The following is an 18,210-nucleotide window of genomic DNA, read 5'->3' on the forward strand; positions in this document are numbered from 1 at the left end:
AACAAATCTGTTTAAAGCTTTTTTATTTATCTATTAATCAGTTAGTTATAATTTAGTTTGGATGGTTAAAACCTAACTGGCACGGCTTTTGAAATCCAATTAATAGAGGAAGCCGAAAATCATTATAGAGTAGGCATAATTAAAACATAAAAATCATGAAAAAAGTATTACTATTTATGGCACTAGGTTTAATGTCTTTGAACTATGCCTCAGCTTTTGAAATCAATAAGAGTGACAGTCATGATTTTGAAAATAATAACCGTAGAATACGTAATTCACAAGCAGTTATTTTTAATCATCGAGGAGTGGATTATGCAATATCTCCTACAGGTAGATTATCATTTGACGCAGGTATCCGTAGTAGCGATCGCAGAATAAGAGGAAGAAGAGTCGCTACAAGAAATAACTTCATAAGATATAATCGATACGGTGAAGTCACTAAAATTGGAAATACTCGTATTTTCTATGATTCTCGTGGACGTGTAAGAAAAGTAGGAAACATAAGAGTAGATTATACAAGAGGATGGTTAAGTAGAGTAGGTGGACTTGATGTGCGTTACAACCGTCGTGGAAAGTTAATTGCTGCTAGAGGATATGTTAATCCATATAGAAACAGCGGTACAAATCAAGATTTTGGTCACTTCCCAGATGATGACGATGCATTCGATAATGGAGTTTTCTTTGAAAGAAAGTCTCAATAATAACAAACAACCGCTCAACGAGCGGCTGTTTTATTTACAATCTAGATTATTGTAAATCCTCTGGTTCTAAATTCCTAAAAGAGTATTTATAACCTCCGTAAGCCGCAAAACCATAAAATAATATATCCATAACACTAAAAGTTTCTGCCATTATTGGAAAAAATAATGACCAGTCAAATAGGTTTAATGTTTCCATGTAACCTAATCCTTCACTATCTGCTATCATTCCTATAATACTGAGAAAATTTCCAACGACGCAGCTCAATAATGCAATTGAAGCTCCAATAATTCCAAAATATTGCTCAACGCCTTTTCCAGCAACACGGTTAACAAACCCTACTGCAAACCCTATTGCCACAGCCATGTAACCTATTTGATAACCAGTTGAGTTTGTGATAAGAGCCCATAAAATAGAACCAACAATTCCTGTGATTAAGGCAGCTGTAATTCCAAGAGGTAAATTCTGTTCCGTTTTTAGTTTTTCGAATTGTTGTGAAGTGATTTGTAATCCAGCTTCTACTGGTGTAGTACGATTTATGTAGGTCGGGTCCTTTTCATATTTCTCGCAAACTGGATCAAAATTTGCCCTTTCATTAGTAAAGCTACACAGCATACCTTTTTCAAGATCCATTTTACGATTTACACATTGATTACAGAATGCGAGTTGTTCTGCTCTTGTCATAATTTGGTTGGTTTAAAAGTTTGGTATGTAAAATACTTAATATTACTCATCTTTCCAAAGTAGAAATCTCAAAGAAATACTTAATTGAACAACGTATCTTTGCAACTATAAAAATTTAGAAATGCAAGAAGGATTATACGCAAAATTTGATACTACCAAAGGAGAAATTTTGGTTCAATTACATTACGACAAAACTCCTGGAACTGTAGGAAACTTTGTGGCACTAGCCGAAGGTAATTTAGAGAATCAGGCAAAGCCTCAAGGAACACCTTATTACGATGGATTAAAATTTCATCGAGTAATTCCTGATTTTATGATTCAAGGTGGTGATCCACAAGGAACAGGTGCTGGTGGACCAGGATATAAATTTGATGATGAGTTCCATCCAGAATTACGTCACGATGGTCCTGGAGTTCTTAGTATGGCCAATGCTGGTCCAGGAACAAATGGTTCTCAGTTTTTCATTACACATGTAGAAACAGCTTGGTTAGATGACAAGCATACTGTATTTGGAAAGGTGATGGAAGGTCAAGATGTAGTTGATGCGATAGAACAAGGAGATGAAATTAAAAAAGTATCTATCTTAAGACAAGGTGAAAATGCCGAAGCGTTTAACGCAGTAGAATCTTTTAGACAATTTGAAGGAGCAGCTCGAGCAAGAGAAGAGCAAGCCAAAAAACAAGCAGAACAAGAATTAGAAGAGATCGCAGCCGGATTTAATAAAACGGAAAGCGGATTGCGTTATCAAATAATCAACCATGGAGAAGGTAAACAAGCAGAAAAAGGTAAAACTGTAAGTGTACATTACAAAGGAATGCTTGCAAATGGAAAGGTATTTGATTCTTCATACAGCCGTAATCAGCCTATTGAGTTTCCATTAGGGATGGGACAAGTAATTCCTGGTTGGGATGAAGGTATCTCTCTATTAAAAGTAGGAGACAAAGCAAGATTAGTTATCCCTTCTCACTTAGGTTATGGAGCTTCAGGAGCTGGTGGAGTAATCCCACCAAATGCTGTTCTTGTTTTTGACGTTGAATTAATGGACGTAAAGTAAAATAGAACTTCCAGATTTTATAAAAAAGCCAGGTAATAAATTACCTGGCTTTTATGTTTTATTATAGTTTATAATCCTGTTAAAGACTTCAATTCTTATTTTTACAAAAACTAATACTCAATAATGAATCCTAGGAGAATTACTGAATTATTTAATATTAAATATCCCATTATTCAAGGTGGAATGATATGGGCAAGTGGTCACAAATTGGTAAGTGCTGTAAGTAATGCAGGTGGATTAGGTTTACTAGGTGCAGGATCCATGTATCCTCATGTACTTAAGGAACACATTCAAAAAACTAAAAATAGTACTGATAAACCTTATGGAGTTAATATTCCATTATTGTATGCAGATTTGGATCAAATTCTCGAAATAATTATTGAAGAAAAAGTGCCTATCGTTTTTACAAGCGCCGGAAACCCTAAAACGTACACACCTATTCTGAAGGAAGCTGGTATAAAAGTGGTTCATGTAGTGAGCTCTGTAAAATTCGCATTAAAAGCTCAAGAAGCTGGAGTTGATGCAGTAGTTGCAGAAGGTTTTGAAGCTGGTGGACATAATGGAAGAGAAGAAAGTACGACGCTTACTTTAATACCACAAGTTGCCAAAGCTATTGATATCCCGCTTATGGCGGCAGGTGGAATAGCCACAGGTCAAGGAATGCTTGCAGCAATGGCCTTAGGAGCCGATGGTGTACAAGTAGGAAGTAGATTTGTAGCCACCCATGAAGCTAGTAGCCATATGTCTTTTAAACAAGCAGTTGTTGATGCTGGTGAAGGAGCCACTCATCTCACCTTAAAAGAGCTTGCCCCAGTACGGTTATTAAGAAATAAATTTTGGCAAGATGTTCAAGAATTATATACGTCAAATCCAAGTATTGAAGATCTTAAACAATTATTAGGAAGAGCTAGGGCTAAAAAAGGAATGTTTGAAGGAGATATGAACGAAGGTGAGTTGGAAATCGGACAAATCTCTGGACTTATAGACGATATTATTCCAGCGGCACAAGTTGTTGAAAATATGATAAACGAGTTCAATACCGCAAAACAAGAATTATTTAAAAACAATTTCTAGTGGGAAGAGCTCAAACCGCCCAAGAGGAAAATTGGAATGTCGCAACACATGGGATAGGAATTCTTTTGTTCCTAGCTTTTTCTATCTATTATCTTTTTTCAGATTATCAAACTGATTATTTCAATTTAAAACTGGGAATAGTAATTTATTTTGTATCACAAGTTTTCTTATACAGCGCATCCACAGCCTATCATTACGTAATTCCTGGTAAGCTGAAATTTAAATTGCGTAAAGCTGATCATATTGCTATATACTTGTCCATAGCAGGAACCTATACGCCTATTTGTTTATCTGTTTTATGGGATAGCAATGGGCCTACTATTCTTATTGCTGTCTGGTCTATCGCTTTGTTCGGCACCATATGGAAGTTGTTTTTTACGGGAAAATTTGAAGCCTTTTCCAGCTTACTTTACTTGGTAATGGGATGGTTAGTCGTTCTAGATATTGACACGGTTACTAGAGAGTTTTCTGAGGATCAACTTACGTATCTAATCGCTGGCGGCGTCTTTTTTACAGTTGGAATAGTTTTCTACGCTTGGAACAAACTATATTTTAACCATGTAATTTGGCATTTATTCGTTTTGGCAGGTAGCTTCAGTCACTACTTACTAGTATTTACCTTATAATGTTTTCTTTTTCACCTTTTCTGCAGCTCGATTGGTCTTTAATGAAATACTATCACCTTTTGTGATATTCAAATTATTTTCTGGTTTTGTAACGATGGCTGTATAGCTATGAACGGTGTCTCTACGATTTTTGAGAGGAATTAATTGAATTAGATCTACCTTTTCTTTTGCAGGAATGGTTTTAATTATTGGTCGGTCTGCACTACGCCTAAAACCTTCACTTTTAACCATGAAGAACAAATCTAAATCCTTATCGGTAATATTTTCTGCGACGTAAGTAATGCTGCGTCGGTCCTTTTTTATTGTGATTAGTATTCCTTCATGAGGATTTTGTTGAGAACCTAAAAATAAGAGAGTAAGAATTGTTAATAATGCTTTCATGAATCTGTTTACTTTTAATAAGCATATACCATGCCTAAAAATTGTTAACCGGTATATTTGTAAAAATAATAATAATCATATTGGAATAGGGTATGGTGTAATTAACAGTTACTTGAAAGTTGATGGCTACGCTTTCGCGAAAGCGTAATAAATAACCTACCTCATTTTAAAATCGTATCACAATTATATGCAATTACAACTGCACAGGCCAATTTGTTTTTTTGATCTTGAAACTACTGGTGTAAATATTTCTAAAGATAGAATTGTAGAGATATCCATACATAAAATATTTCCTGATGGCGAGGAAAAGACCTATACATATAGAGTAAATCCAACTATACCTATTCCACCTGCTACCACGGCTGTTCATGGTATTTCTGACGAAATGGTAAAAGATGAACCTACCTTTGAGCAACTAGCTCACGAGATCAACAATATCATTAAGGACAGTGATCTTGCTGGCTATAACAGTAACCGTTTTGATATACCATTGCTGGCAGAGGAAATGCTGCGTGCAGGCGTAGATTTTGATATGGGAAAAAGGCATGCCGTGGACGTCCAAAACATATTTCATAAAATGGAACAACGTACCCTCGTGGCAGCATATAAATTTTATTGTAATAAAGATTTAACTGATGCACACAGCGCAGAAGCTGATACCATAGCCACCTATGAAGTGCTTAAAGGTCAATTGGATAAATATCCTGAATTAGAAAATAATATTAAATATTTATCAGAATTTTCAACTCAACGTAAATCTGTTGATTTTGCTGGAATGATAGTTTATAATAAGGAAGGTGAGGAGTGCTTTAATTTTGGTAAACACCGCGGTAAAAAAGTGGTAGATGTCCTTAATCAAGAACCAGGATATTACAGTTGGATACAAAATGCTGACTTTCCACTGTACACTAAAAAAGTTCTCACAGCTATCAAACTTCAAGGTTTCAATAAATAAGATGTTGTATGTTGATTCCTCACGAGGATTATCATCAACAGCATACGAAGAAGAAATTGTATAGTTTTTTTAATTACATTTGGGTAAAGTGCTCCAAATTTGAAAACTATACAGAGGTATTTACTATTTTTTCTAATTATAAGTCACTTCTTAGGGGCTCAAGAACTTCCACCTATACAAAATTTTGATCCTGTTACTTATCAAGCAGGTAATCAAAATTGGATGATAACCCAGGATAAGTCAGGCTATATATATACCGCAAACAATCAAGGGTTACTAGAATATAATGGTTCACACTGGAACCTTTATAAAACACCAAATGAAAGTATTATGAGATCTGTTCACGTGCGTGATGATCTCATCTTTACAGGTTGTTATAGAGATTTTGGATATTGGAGTAGGAATAACAAAGGCCTGCTAGAATACACTTCTATTGTCAAGAAAAGCAATCTTGAATTAGGAGAAGACGAAGAGTTCTGGAGCATTCAATCTGCAGGTAATCAAATTCTTTTTCAATCTTTATCACATATCTATGTTTACAATATTGAAACTGGTGGAATAAAACCTATTGTAAGTGATGAGGTGATTCATAAGTTTTTTAAAACAGGCAACAACTACTATTTTCAAGTCCTTAATAAAGGATTGTATCAACTGGAGAATGGAGCATCAGTTCTTAAATATCCTTCTACTGCCATAGGTACAATAGGTTTTGTTCAATTGTTTACACAAAACAATACGCTACAGGCGATTACCTCACAAGGTGAAATACTTCAATTTGAAGATGGTCAAATAACAAATAAGACTTCGATCGCTATAAATGAAGGACTTGCTGTTTATGATGCAATTCTTCTTAAAAATGGTAGTATAGCTTTGGGTACTATAGCAAATGGATTGATGGTTATTTCATCGCAAGGTGAATTACTTTATCAAATAAATCAAGCACTAGGTTTGCTTAATAATACCTGTCTAAGCATATTTGAAGATAGTAAAGAACATCTATGGATAGGTTTAGACAAGGGTGTTTGCACTATACAACCTAATTCAGGGGTTTCTGTTTTCAACGATTACAAAGGAGTATTAGGTACGGTTCATACTGCTTTTAAATTAGAGGATAATTTATACGTAGGTACCAATCAAGGTCTATTTATTAAAAAAGGGAATGATAACTTCAAGTTTGTGCAAGGAACACAAGGGCAAGTTTGGAACTTAGACTTTCTTGATGGTGTATTATTCTGTAATCATAATATTGGATTATTTGTGGTTGATGAAGATAAAGTAACTCCAATTTCAATTTCTACCGGTTTTTGGAAGACCTTAAAAATAAAGGAGAATACGTATTTATCTGGTAGCTATAAAGGTTTGTATCTATTAGAACGTAAAGAGTCTGGATTTGAGTCAACTCCAATTAAAGGCTTTTCGATCAGTTCTAAAGCTATTGCCATTGATGCAGACGATACGGTTTTTATTAATCACGAATATAAAGGAGTTTATAAGATTACTTTAAACGACGCATTAACCACAGCATTATCAGTTGAGAAAATTGAAACCCTACCAAAGGGAATTGGTTCAGATATTATAAGTTTCAAAGGAGATATTATATACTCAAAAAGAGGAACTGTTCATGTAAAAAAGCGAACCGATTCTAATTTCAGGCCTAATGCTAAACTCAGTAAAATAGTTGAAGACATTAATTACACGTCGGCATCGCTAGTGGAAGAAAATGGATTTCTATGGATGTTCAATCAAAATAATATTTTTCAAATAGATACCGAGGATATTAATGGTAGCTTTTCTATAAATGAAATTCCATTTCAATATAATTTTAGAAGAGAAAAAATAGGATATGAAAATATTCATCATATTGGGAATGATGATTATCTACTAGGAACAAGCTTCGGTTATTTAAGTTTGAATACAAAAAATACTTCAGATGAATATTATAAACCAGTTATTACTTCGGTGGTTACCAGGGATAACAATTCAGAAAAATACCGATCTTTAATTGATGGAGTTGATTTTAATAATAATATAGGAACGATATCCATTAGATATACGGTGCCTACGTTTAATATTTTAGATCAAGTAGAATATAGTTACAAATTACAAGATGAATCATGGTCTACCTGGTCAACAAATGCCTCGACACAGCTTAAAAATCTTTCGTTTGGAGATTATACTTTTAAGCTTAAATCTCGTATAAATGGTGCAGTCCTTGAGGATACTGCGTCTTTTAATTTTACTATTCAACGACCAGGTTATTTGTCAAATACGGCTATTGTAATTTATGTACTCTTAACCATCGTATTAGTTGGCTTATTAAATGGATTTTACATTTGGTATTTTAAGCGTAAAAAGAATGCAGCCCTTCAAAAGCAACAGCAAGAGCTCGAGTTGAAAAACCTTGAGAATGAAAAACGAATTGTTGAGTTACGTAATTCAAAACTTAGAGGCGACATTGAACTACGTAATAAAGAATTGGCTGTGGCAACTATGGCAATGATCAAAAAGAATGAAACTCTTAATGAACTTAAGTCGCAGTTGTCTAAATTACCTGAAGCAACCGAAACCAAATCACTACGTAATCTGGTAGATAAAAACCTGAACAGTAAACAAGATTGGATAACCTTTGAGGAAGCCTTCAATAATGCTGATAAAGATTTCTTTAAAAAGATAAAAGAACGTCATCCTAATTTAACCTCTGGTGATCTACGTTTATGTGTCTATTTGAGGTTGAATTTATCTTCTAAAGAGATTGCTCCTTTACTCAATATTTCTCCTCGTAGTGTTGAGATTAAACGATATCGTTTGCGTAAAAAGTTGGGATTGGACCGCGATATCAGTTTGTCAGGTTATATTGTTGATATTTAAATTATACTATCTGCTGTAATTTTAATACAACATTACCTATACAGAAATCTATAAATACACAAATTTTATCAGCCTGTGATATTTTAAATATCTGAAAATAAATCAGATAGTTTTTTTTACGCTTTCGCGAAAGCGTAACTCTTCAACTGCATGTTTGTTGCATTTTAGTAAAGGTGATTTTCTTTTGTTTTTTTAAAACAACTTTTACATTTATCGATGTAAACGTTATCGGTTTGTTAATGACAGCGTTTACGAAAACGTTTTCAATTCATAACCAAATTATTTTTACATGAATAAGAACTTCATATTAACATTCTTTTTACTTGCTGTGGTTTTTCAATTACACGGTCAAAATCAAAAGGTCGAATTAGTTTCAAATGCTAGTGGTCAAACTCTTACCGTAGATGGTCAACCCTTTATGATAAATGGTATGAATTGGGATTATGTTCCGATTGGAGCAAACTATTCTTATGATTTTTGGTCACAACCGGATGACTTTATCAAAGAAGCTCTTGATGCTGAGATGTCGTTGCTGCAAAATATGAACGTTAATACCATAAGAGTATATAGTGGAATTCAACCTAAATGGGTAACATATATATATGAGAATTATGGAATATACACCCTTATAAATCATTCATTCGGTAGGTATGGTTTAACTATAGATGGTGTTTGGGTGCCCAACACAGAATATAGCGATCCGAAAACAAAGCGGTTCTTACTAAATGAAGTAAAAAAGCTTGCTAATGAATTTAAGGATACGCCAGGATTATTAATGTTCATGTTAGGTAATGAAAATAATTACGGTTTGTCATGGGGTGGCGCCGAAACTGAAGATGTTCCTATAGGAACTGATGGAACCATTAAAAAGAGAGCTAGGGCTATGTATTCATTAATGAATGAGGCTGTTCTCGAGATAAAATCAATAGTCTCAAACAAACCTGTCGCTATTTGTAATGGTGATTTGTTATTCCTTGAATTAGTCGCAGAACATGCTCCAGATATAGATGTTTACGCAACAAATATGTATCGTGGAGTATCCTTTACCGATGCTTTTGAAAGAGTAAAGAATGAACTTGGCAAACCATTAATGTTCTCAGAATTTGGATCAGATGCTTTTAATGCAATTGCAATGCAGGAAGATCAAAAGATGCAGGCTTATTACATGGTTAATAATTGGAAAGAAATTTATGAAAATGCTGCTGGTTTAGGTAAGGCTCAAAACTCAATAGGTGGATTTACATTCCAGTTCAGTGATGGATGGTGGAAACGAGGACAAACTAAGGATTTAGACATCCATAACACTGAAGCTAGTTGGACTGCTGGTGGTTACACATTAGATACTAAAAATGGATCTAAAAACATGAATGAAGAATGGTTTGGGATTTGTGCAAAAGGTAGACCTAACGCGAGCGGTTTATACACATTATATCCTAGAGCATCTTACTACGCTTTAAAAGATGTACATGATTTAAATCCTTATGCTCCAGGTATTTCATTAATTACTGTATCTGAATATTTCAAATCAGTAAATCTGATGGAATATGTATTGAAAGCAAGAGGCGATAAAGCTGCGGCCGGAAATGGAGGCGATGGTCAGGTTTTGAGAATAAGCAATCTAAGTGCTAGGTTCACTACATTTAATACTGGTGGTGATCTAATTACTACACCAGACAACCCAGATCCTGATAGTAATGCTTTGCCTAATCAACTAGGTTTTGATCACATGCAGTCCTACTTTGTCGGAGTTGAAGGAAAGCCAGCGGCCAACATGAGAGCAGAGGTTAATGTAAACATCACAGGTAATGTTGCTCAAAATCCAATAAACGAGATATTCTACGAAAACCGGGTAAGACCTGTAGTGGTTGATGATACTAATGATGAGGAAATTAATATAAACGATTTAAACAGAGTCCAAATTTATCAAGCAGAATTTGAATGGAATGCCAAAGATTTTGATTTAAGGGGATTCTATAGAACAGGTCATTATCATTGGGGTTATGAAGGAGATTTCTTTAATTTATATAGAGAAGCAAACTACGGACCTAATCTTGATATTTATGGAGGAGAATTCCTTGGGGCTGAAATAGATGGGAAAGGAATTTTCGAAGGTTTAAAAGCAGCTGTTGGGCCGCAACTTTGGTGGGCAGCAAATCCTACCATGATGTTCAAATACAGGAGACAATTAGGGAAGTGGGATGTAGCTGGTGTTTATCAACGTGATTTTGAACGTGATATTGATATTGATCCTAATACTGGAAGAAGAGTCATTGATCCTGTGCAAGCTCGTAGTGGTATTATACCGCCTTGGCCTACTGAGCGTGCTACGATTGCAGTAAATAGACAAGTTGGTAAATTAGGAATTACTGTAGGAGGAATTTGGGGTGGAAGTCCTCTTAATGGTATAAGCTATCAAGATGTAACAGGAACTTCAGGTAATTATACTGTTTTTGAAGACCGCATTCAATCTTCCGATAATTGGGGTGGAAAACTTAAGCTTACTTATGAAAATGGCAATTTTAGATGGTACGGAATGGCCTCTACAATGGGATTAGTGGCAAATGCAGGATCTGATCAAACTCAGACTTTTACAGGATGGAGACTTATCGATAGCGGTAGCGGGAATCAAAATAGTGTATTATCAGGTATTGCTTACAATGTTGGAAACTTTCAAATAGCGCCTAATTTCATGTGGCGTAAACCACTAATAGATGCCATGCCTAATGATGTAGATGGACCTGGAAGATTACGTAACTGGATAGACGATCCTTTTGTTGTTAGAGATGGTAATAGAGAAACAACCGCTGGTGAAATTTTGTTCACTTATGACCCAACTCCAGGAACTTGGATGTATGAATGGGATAATGATAGAGCGGAAGATGCAAAGTTTGCGATGAATTTAGGATTTGTTTACCGTCACTTACCTACTACTATGGATGCTCATATTGGATTTCAAGCAGATCGATCCTTTTTGATATTCCCTAATTCAGCACCAGCTGAAGATTTATGGGAAATTCATTCTAGAATGGTATCCAAGGTGAGCCCTGATTTAGGTTTGATCGCAAATTGGTATTATGGTAATGGTCAAGCAAATGGTGATAGCGACAGGTTGATTACACGATATGGTGGTGATCTGCGAGCTATATATAAAAACTTTATGCTACAAGCTCACGCAAAATTTAACGATTGGGGTCCATACGATTACCATCGAGATTTTAACCTGACATTTCCTTATCAATTTATGGTGGATATTTCAACTAGTATCAGTAAACCAGACTGGTTTATATTACCTAGTACTCGTATAGGTATAAGAGGAACTTGGAGATCATTGAATGAATTCTCACCAAGGTATGCACCAGCGGCTATTCCAGCAGATACTTTCCCTCCAATTAATCCGATAAGCGCAGTAGGTTTTCCAGATGGTTTAGAATGGGAAATCAGAACGTACGTTCACATTAACATAGGTCAATAAAAAATGCAAATGATGAAAAATAGAGAATATAAATTAAAAGCGATCGGTAGTTTTTTAGCTTTAATAATGGTACTAATCAGTTGTGAAAGAGATCTTTCTGATGATGCTGTTGAGGCTGGATTTCCAACTACAGGAGAGATTTTTACTGATAATTTTGTAGCAATGGGAAGCAATTTTTACTTTCCATTTCAAGGTGCAAAACCAGATGTTTTTTCAGTCGATAATCAGGTAGCATATGAAAGTAACTCTTCAATAAGAATAGACGTTCCTAATGCAAATGATCCAGACGGTAGTTTTGCTGGTGCTATATTTAGAAGTGATGCTGGACCTAGAGATTTAAGTGGTTACGATGCTTTGACATTTTGGGCTCGTGCAACACAAGGAGTTGCAATAGGTGAAATGGGATTTGGTGTTGATTTTGAAGGTGATAGGTTCAGAGTAGCTAGAACTAATGTGAGCCTGAGCACAGCCTGGCAAAAAATTATAATTCCTATTCCTGATGCGTCAAAACTTACTCAAGAAAGAGGTATGTTCTGGTTCAGTGCAGGTACACAAGATACAGGAGGAAATGCCTACACTTTTTGGGTAGATGAGTTACAGTTTGAAAAATTAGGAACCATCGCGCAACCACGACCTCGTATTTTGGAAGGACAAGATCAAGTGACATCTTCTTTTACTGGTAGTGATTTACCTATAGGAGGACTTACTCAAACTTTAAATTCAGCAAATGGAGACATCACGGTTACAGCTGCACCTGCATATTTTGATTTTTCATCTTCTGATAACAGTGTTGCTACAATTGATTCCAGTGGAATTGCAATGGTAAGTGGACCTGGAACAACTGTTATTTCTGCAAGCCTTGCAGGAATTGATGCAGCAGGATCGTTGACGATCAATTCATTAGGAAATTTTACTAGTGCACCTGTCCCAACAAGAGATCCTAGTAATGTAATATCAGTTTTTAGTGATGCTTACAACAATGTTCCAGTAGATTATTATAATGGATTTTTTACACCAGATGGACAGACCACTCAAGGTGGTGCTCCACCAGCTAATTTTGGTGGTGATAATGTCATAACATATACAGATTTAAATTTTGTAGGTATAGGAACCTTTCTTAATGTTCCTACTGTAAACGCTTCTTCAATGACTCATATACACGTTGATCTACAAGTAAGAGAAACTATTGATCCAGGAGATTTTATTAGACTTCAATTAATTAATAACGTAGGTGGTAATGAAAGTTCTGGCAGTGTAACATTAAGTAGTAATCAATTACAAGAAAACCAATGGGTAGGTTTTGATGTGCCTTTGGCAAATTTTACGGGACTAGCATCAAGAGATCAGTTAGGTTTAATTTTCTTCGTTTCAGATAGTACAATTTCAAATCTTTTTGTTGATAATATTTATTATTATACGGTACCTACATCACCAGTAGTTGCTGCACCTACTCCAGTAGATCCTAGTAGTAATGTAATATCGCTTTATAGTAATGCCTATACTAATGTACCTGTGGACACTTTTAGAACTCCTTGGTCATCTGCTGCAACAACGCTCACTGATGAAGTGATAGCTGGCGATGATGTTAAAAAGTACGCTACGCTAGGCTTTGCTGGAATTGAAACTACGTCAAACACCATTGATGCAACTGGAATGACACATTTTAGAATTGATACTTGGTCGGCAGGTTACACTCAATTTAATATAAAACTCGTTGATTTTGGAGCTAACGGAGTTTTCGGAGGTGGAGATGATACAGAACACGAGGTTAGCATCACCAGTCCAGCGACCGGTCAATGGGTAAGTCATGACATACCGTTATCAGATTTTACTGGATTAGTAAATAGGGACAATATTGCTCAATATATTATCGTGGCACAGCCATTTGAAGGAACTGATGTTTTTGTAGACAATATTTATTTTAGAAATTAAGAAGATCAAATTATGAAAACATATTTGAAGATTTTATTACCAGCTGTTTTTGTAGCAGCCTTTCATTCCTGTGAATCGGATGATCAACAGCAGGTAACTACCATGACTAGATTAGTGCTAGAGGATAATTTTGATAATCCTGGTGCACCAGATTCTAACCTTTGGGATTACAATATAGGTGATGGAACTGCGCAAGGCATTCCTGGATGGGGAAATAATGAATTACAGTATTACACAGACCGAGCAGAAAATGTCATTGTTGAAGACGGAGTTCTTAAAATAACAGCTCTTCAAGAGAATTTTCAAGGTTCTGGATATACAAGTGCACGTATTTTGACAAAGGGTAAGTTTCAAAAAACCTTTGGGAGATTTGAGGCTCGTATGAAGTTACCATGGGGACAAGGAATTTGGCCAGCTTTCTGGTTATTAGGAGATGATAATAATGGAACTCAAGTCTGGCCACAAATAGGTGAAATTGATATCATGGAGTATCGAGGTCAAGATCCTACCATAGTTTTAGGGACTGTACATGGCCCTGGTTATAGTGGTGCAAATTCGATTTCAAAATCATACGATTTAATGACCGAAAGATTCGATACAGATTTTCATGTTTTTGGAATTGAATGGGGTCCAGATTACATCAATTATTATGTAGATGATGTTTTATATAATCAAATTACTCCCGATGATGTTCCTGGCGAGTGGGTTTTTAATGATAATGAATTTTATATCATTATAAATATGGCCGTTGGTGGATCTTTCGTTGGATCGCCTAGTTCTAGTACCGTTTTTCCACAGGTTTTAGAAGTCGATTATGTACGTGTTTATGAATAGCAAGTAGGAAATATAAATTTTTAATTCAAGCAGGATAGTTTTTGTTTTTACGCTTTCGCGAAAGCGTAACAATTTGAAGCTACTAGGACGATTACATGCCAATTGTTCCAAAATGTTTTTTGTAAAATATTGATTATTATTTAGTTAATGAAGTTAGGAAGTCAAAATATTTCTTTTAAAGAAAAGGAAGTTAAGGGAAGTCTTGTTGATATAAATGGTGAGAGTTACTACAAAATTAGTAATGTAGATGCGATGCGTCCATTCTTTATGAGTATCGTGAGCGCTTACAATCACTGGATGTTTATATCTAGTAACGGAGGTTTAACAGCTGGTCGTAAGAATAGCGATCACGCCTTGTTTCCATACTATACAGATGATAAAATAACCAGAAACGCTGATTCTACAGGCAGTAAAACGATCATAAAAGCCACAATTGAGAATGAAACCTACCTGTGGGAACCATTTTCTGATAGGTATGAAGGTATCTACAAGATTACCAGAAATCTTTATAAAAATAAATACGGTAATAAAGTACTGTTTGAGGAAATTAATCATGATCTTAACCTTACCATTAAATACAGCTGGAACTCATCAGATCAATTTGGTTTTATAAGAATATCAGAGCTACTCAATCATAATGAAACAGCAATACAATGTGAAATTCTTGATGGATTACAGGATTTATTACCAGCAAATGTAGGAGAGGATTTACAAAAAGCATCTAGTAATCTAGTTGATGCATACAAAAGGTCTGAGCTACATGCAGATTCAGGTATAGGATTACTCACTCTTAGTGCTGTAATCGTAGATAAGGCGGAGCCTAGTGAATCGTTGATGGCAAACATATGTTGGTCGCTAGGATTGGATAATGCAACTTATTTACTTTCTAATAGACAAGTCAACGATTTTAGAAAAGGGAAAAGTCTATTCAATGAGTATGATATTAAGGCAGAAAAAGGTGCCTATTTTAATGGTAGCATCATTGATCTTGAAGCAAATGAATCCAAAGAATGGATGTTTATTGCTGATGTAGATAAAACCATAGGTGATGTTCATGAAATTGCACAACAAATTGAATCTGATAAAAACCTATATCAAAACATACTTGGCTCAATTGAAAAAGGAACTGAACAACTTATAGCTTTAACCGCCGCAAGTGACGGAATACAGTTAACTGAGGACCCATTAATCAATAATAGACATTTTGCAAATACCATGTTTAACATCATGCGTGGTGGAATCTTTGATGAAGGTTATAACATTGAAAAACTTGATTTTAAAAGTTATCTGGAGGAAGCGAATAAACAGGTTTATGCTTCACTAAAGGAGCAAATAGAGAAATTACCTAGTGTTTTTACCTTATTTGATTTACAACACTTTGTAGATGTATCCAGCGATATAGATTTAAAACGACTGTGTTTAGAATATTTACCTTTAAAATTCAGTAGAAGGCATGGAGACCCTAGTCGTCCATGGAATAAATTTTCAATCAATACTCGTGATGAAGTAGATGGGTCAAAGATTCTTGACTATCAAGGTAACTGGCGAGATATTTTCCAGAATTGGGAAGCGCTTGCACACAGTTATCCTGAGTTTATGGAAGGAATGATTCATAAATTTTTAAATGCTACTACGTTTGACGGTTATAATCCTTACCGAGTAACAAAAGGAGGATTTGATTGGGAAACGATTGAAGAAGATGACCCATGGTCTTACATAGGGTATTGGGGCGATCATCAAATCATATACTTACTTAAATTTTTAGAGTTTCAAGAAAATTATCACCCAGGAGAATTAATCAATTATTTCTCTCAGGAATTATTCGTGTACGCAAACGTACCTTATGTTATTAAACCTTATCAAGACATTTGTAAAAATCCTAAGGATACGATTGATTTTGATCATAAGGCACAAGAATACATAGAGAGTCAAAGATTAGAAATAGGAGTAGATGGGGCTTTATTAAAAAGCCAAAATGAAACTATTTATAAGGTTAATTTCTTAGAAAAATTACTTGCAACTGTTCTGGCCAAAATGTCAAACTTCATTCCTGAAGCTGGAATATGGTTAAATACCCAAAGACCAGAATGGAATGATGCAAATAATGCTCTAGTAGGTAATGGTGTAAGTATGGTAACTCTCTATTACTTACGCAGGTTTTTGAACTTTACTCATAAAATACTAGATCAATCAGAAGAAGTTGCCTATTCATTTTCGCAAGAATTTGTTGTTTACTTTGAATCACTGCTTACCACATTAAACAATTATGAGAACGTTCTTAACGGAGCTATTGATAATAAAACAAGGAAATCAATACTTGATGAATTAGGAATCGCGGCAAGTGAGTACCGTCATTTAATTTATAACCAAAGGTTTTCAGGTAATAAAACTGAGGTAAAAACTGATACGGTAAAGAGATTTGTACAAATCTCACTCAAATATTTAGATCATAGTATCGTAGCAAATAAGCGTAAGGATAATTTATACCACGCCTATAACTTGATGACTATAAAGGGTGATGAAATAGAAATTTCTTATTTATCAGAAATGTTAGAAGGTCAGGTGGCAGTGCTCAGCTCTGGATATTTGAATGCCCATGAGTCACTTGATGTACTAAACGCCTTAAAACAAAGCTCACTATTCCGTGTAGATCAATACAGCTATATACTGTATCCCAACAAAGAGCTTAAAGGTTTTACCGATAAGAACATTATTGCAAAACATCTAGTTGAATCTTCTCAATTACTTCAAAAACTAGTAGAAAATAATAACAAGCAAATCATTACTCAGGATGTAATTGGTGATTATCACTTTAGCGGACAATTTAATAATGTCGATAGCCTTAGAAATTCAATTAAAGAGCTAGATGAAAGTTATGCACCGTTGATACATCAAGAGTCTTCTTTACTAGAGGAAATTTTTGAAGAAGTGTTTAATCATAAAGAATTTACTGGTAGATCGGGAACCTTCTTTGGTTATGAAGGTTTAGGGTCGATTTATTGGCATATGGTTTCTAAGCTATTATTAGCTATTCAAGAAACTGTTTTAGCAGCCATAAGAGAAAACATAGATCCTAAAACTATAGGCTTTTTACTAGATCATTACTATGAAGTTCAAGCAGGAATTGGAGTTCATAAAACACCGCAATTATATGGTGCTTTCCCTACAGATCCGTATTCTCACACACCTGCAACAAAAGGAGCACAGCAACCAGGGATGACTGGTCAAGTAAAAGAAGATATACTTTGTAGAATAGGAGAGTTAGGTATCATCGTGACAGATGGTAAAATTCAATTTGAACCAAAATTGTTAAGAGCTGCCGAATTTCTCACCTCAAGTACCGAATTTAAATATTTAGATGTAAGTCAAGAGGCACAATCTATAGCTATATCTAAAAATTCTCTCGCATTTACCTACTGTCAAGTACCAGTAATTTACCACAAGAGTAAAGAAAATATCATTCGCCTACACCTGTCTGATGGTAATGTTATTGAGCACGGTGAAAGACAACTTACGGCACAGCACAGTAGTGAGATTTTTAAACGATCAGGGCTAGTGAAGATGATAGAAGTACATGTTTTTGAAGATTTAAAATAGAATAGTTTTTACGCTTTCGCGAAAGCGTAAACAA

At 35.1% G+C, this 18,210-nt stretch carries 12 protein-coding genes; 10 read left to right on the forward strand and 2 right to left on the reverse strand.

Going from position 1 to position 18,210, the window contains the following annotated elements:
• Positions 1 to 155 precede the first annotated feature (155 nt).
• Positions 156 to 701, forward strand: coding sequence for a hypothetical protein (locus AAT17_RS12060; protein WP_042280302.1), 546 nt, complete (start codon positions 156 to 158; stop codon positions 699 to 701).
• A 46-nt stretch (positions 702 to 747) separates the two neighbouring features.
• Here AAT17_RS12060 and AAT17_RS12065 read toward each other — a convergent pair whose 3' ends face one another.
• Complete coding sequence (locus AAT17_RS12065; protein ID WP_060524646.1) at positions 748 to 1,383, reverse strand: hypothetical protein; 636 nt, start codon at positions 1,381 to 1,383, stop codon at positions 748 to 750.
• A 121-nt stretch (positions 1,384 to 1,504) separates the two neighbouring features.
• Between AAT17_RS12065 and AAT17_RS12070 the strand changes: the two genes are divergently transcribed.
• The 3 genes from AAT17_RS12070 to AAT17_RS12080 all read left to right on the forward strand — a co-directional run bounded on the left by AAT17_RS12070 (position 1,505) and on the right by AAT17_RS12080 (position 4,137).
• Positions 1,505 to 2,437, forward strand: coding sequence for a peptidylprolyl isomerase (locus AAT17_RS12070; RefSeq protein WP_060524647.1), 933 nt, complete (start codon positions 1,505 to 1,507; stop codon positions 2,435 to 2,437).
• A 123-nt stretch (positions 2,438 to 2,560) separates the two neighbouring features.
• Positions 2,561 to 3,511, forward strand: a complete 951-nt coding sequence (locus tag AAT17_RS12075) for a nitronate monooxygenase family protein (protein WP_060524648.1) — start codon at positions 2,561 to 2,563, stop codon at positions 3,509 to 3,511.
• On the forward strand, positions 3,511 to 4,137 hold the full coding sequence (locus tag AAT17_RS12080; RefSeq protein WP_060524649.1) for a hemolysin III family protein: 627 nt from the start codon (positions 3,511 to 3,513) through the stop codon (positions 4,135 to 4,137). The genes AAT17_RS12075 and AAT17_RS12080 overlap by 1 nt, the downstream gene beginning before the upstream one ends.
• Here AAT17_RS12080 and AAT17_RS12085 read toward each other — a convergent pair.
• Positions 4,132 to 4,518, reverse strand: coding sequence for a hypothetical protein (locus tag AAT17_RS12085; protein ID WP_060524650.1), 387 nt, complete (start codon positions 4,516 to 4,518; stop codon positions 4,132 to 4,134). The genes AAT17_RS12080 and AAT17_RS12085 overlap by 6 nt on opposite strands.
• Before the next feature lie 187 nt (positions 4,519 to 4,705).
• On the opposite strand from AAT17_RS12085, the gene AAT17_RS12090 reads away from it, so the two are divergent.
• From AAT17_RS12090 to AAT17_RS12115, 6 genes are all read left to right on the forward strand, one after another.
• Entirely contained in the window at positions 4,706 to 5,473 is a 768-nt protein-coding gene (locus AAT17_RS12090) for a 3'-5' exonuclease (protein ID WP_060524652.1), read from the forward strand.
• A gap of 99 nt (positions 5,474 to 5,572) precedes the next feature.
• Positions 5,573 to 8,341: a hypothetical protein gene (locus tag AAT17_RS12095; RefSeq protein ID WP_060524654.1), complete on the forward strand. Its 2,769-nt coding sequence runs from the start codon at positions 5,573 to 5,575 to the stop codon at positions 8,339 to 8,341.
• Positions 8,342 to 8,630: 289 nt separating this feature from the next.
• Positions 8,631 to 11,813, forward strand: coding sequence for a glycoside hydrolase family 2 TIM barrel-domain containing protein (locus AAT17_RS12100; RefSeq protein ID WP_060524656.1), 3,183 nt, complete (start codon positions 8,631 to 8,633; stop codon positions 11,811 to 11,813).
• A 9-nt stretch (positions 11,814 to 11,822) separates the two neighbouring features.
• Positions 11,823 to 13,745: a carbohydrate-binding protein gene (locus tag AAT17_RS12105; protein ID WP_216598159.1), complete on the forward strand. Its 1,923-nt coding sequence runs from the start codon at positions 11,823 to 11,825 to the stop codon at positions 13,743 to 13,745.
• A gap of 12 nt (positions 13,746 to 13,757) precedes the next feature.
• Positions 13,758 to 14,579, forward strand: a complete 822-nt coding sequence (locus AAT17_RS12110) for a family 16 glycosylhydrolase (protein WP_060524659.1) — start codon at positions 13,758 to 13,760, stop codon at positions 14,577 to 14,579.
• Positions 14,580 to 14,726: 147 nt separating this feature from the next.
• A complete protein-coding gene (locus AAT17_RS12115; protein ID WP_060524661.1) occupies positions 14,727 to 18,176 on the forward strand; it encodes a hypothetical protein in 3,450 nt (1,149 codons plus the stop codon).
• Positions 18,177 to 18,210 lie beyond the last annotated feature (34 nt).

This window comes from Nonlabens sp. MIC269 (assembly GCF_001430865.1).
GTDB lineage: Bacteria > Bacteroidota > Bacteroidia > Flavobacteriales > Flavobacteriaceae > Nonlabens > Nonlabens tegetincola.

What these genes read in the sequence shown, in the direction of transcription:
- AAT17_RS12060 (WP_042280302.1), top strand. Translation starts at nt 156, where the DNA reads ATGAAAAAAGTATTACTATTTATGGCACTAGGTTTAATGTCTTTGAAC.
- AAT17_RS12065 (WP_060524646.1), bottom strand. Translation starts at nt 1,383, where the DNA reads ATGACAAGAGCAGAACAACTCGCATTCTGTAATCAATGTGTAAATCGT.
- AAT17_RS12070 (WP_060524647.1), top strand. Translation starts at nt 1,505, where the DNA reads ATGCAAGAAGGATTATACGCAAAATTTGATACTACCAAAGGAGAAATT.
- AAT17_RS12075 (WP_060524648.1), top strand. Translation starts at nt 2,561, where the DNA reads ATGAATCCTAGGAGAATTACTGAATTATTTAATATTAAATATCCCATT.
- AAT17_RS12085 (WP_060524650.1), bottom strand. Translation starts at nt 4,518, where the DNA reads ATGAAAGCATTATTAACAATTCTTACTCTCTTATTTTTAGGTTCTCAA.
- AAT17_RS12090 (WP_060524652.1), top strand. Translation starts at nt 4,706, where the DNA reads ATGCAATTACAACTGCACAGGCCAATTTGTTTTTTTGATCTTGAAACT.
- AAT17_RS12100 (WP_060524656.1), top strand. Translation starts at nt 8,631, where the DNA reads ATGAATAAGAACTTCATATTAACATTCTTTTTACTTGCTGTGGTTTTT.
- AAT17_RS12105 (WP_216598159.1), top strand. Translation starts at nt 11,823, where the DNA reads ATGATGAAAAATAGAGAATATAAATTAAAAGCGATCGGTAGTTTTTTA.
- AAT17_RS12110 (WP_060524659.1), top strand. Translation starts at nt 13,758, where the DNA reads ATGAAAACATATTTGAAGATTTTATTACCAGCTGTTTTTGTAGCAGCC.
- AAT17_RS12115 (WP_060524661.1), top strand. Translation starts at nt 14,727, where the DNA reads ATGAAGTTAGGAAGTCAAAATATTTCTTTTAAAGAAAAGGAAGTTAAG.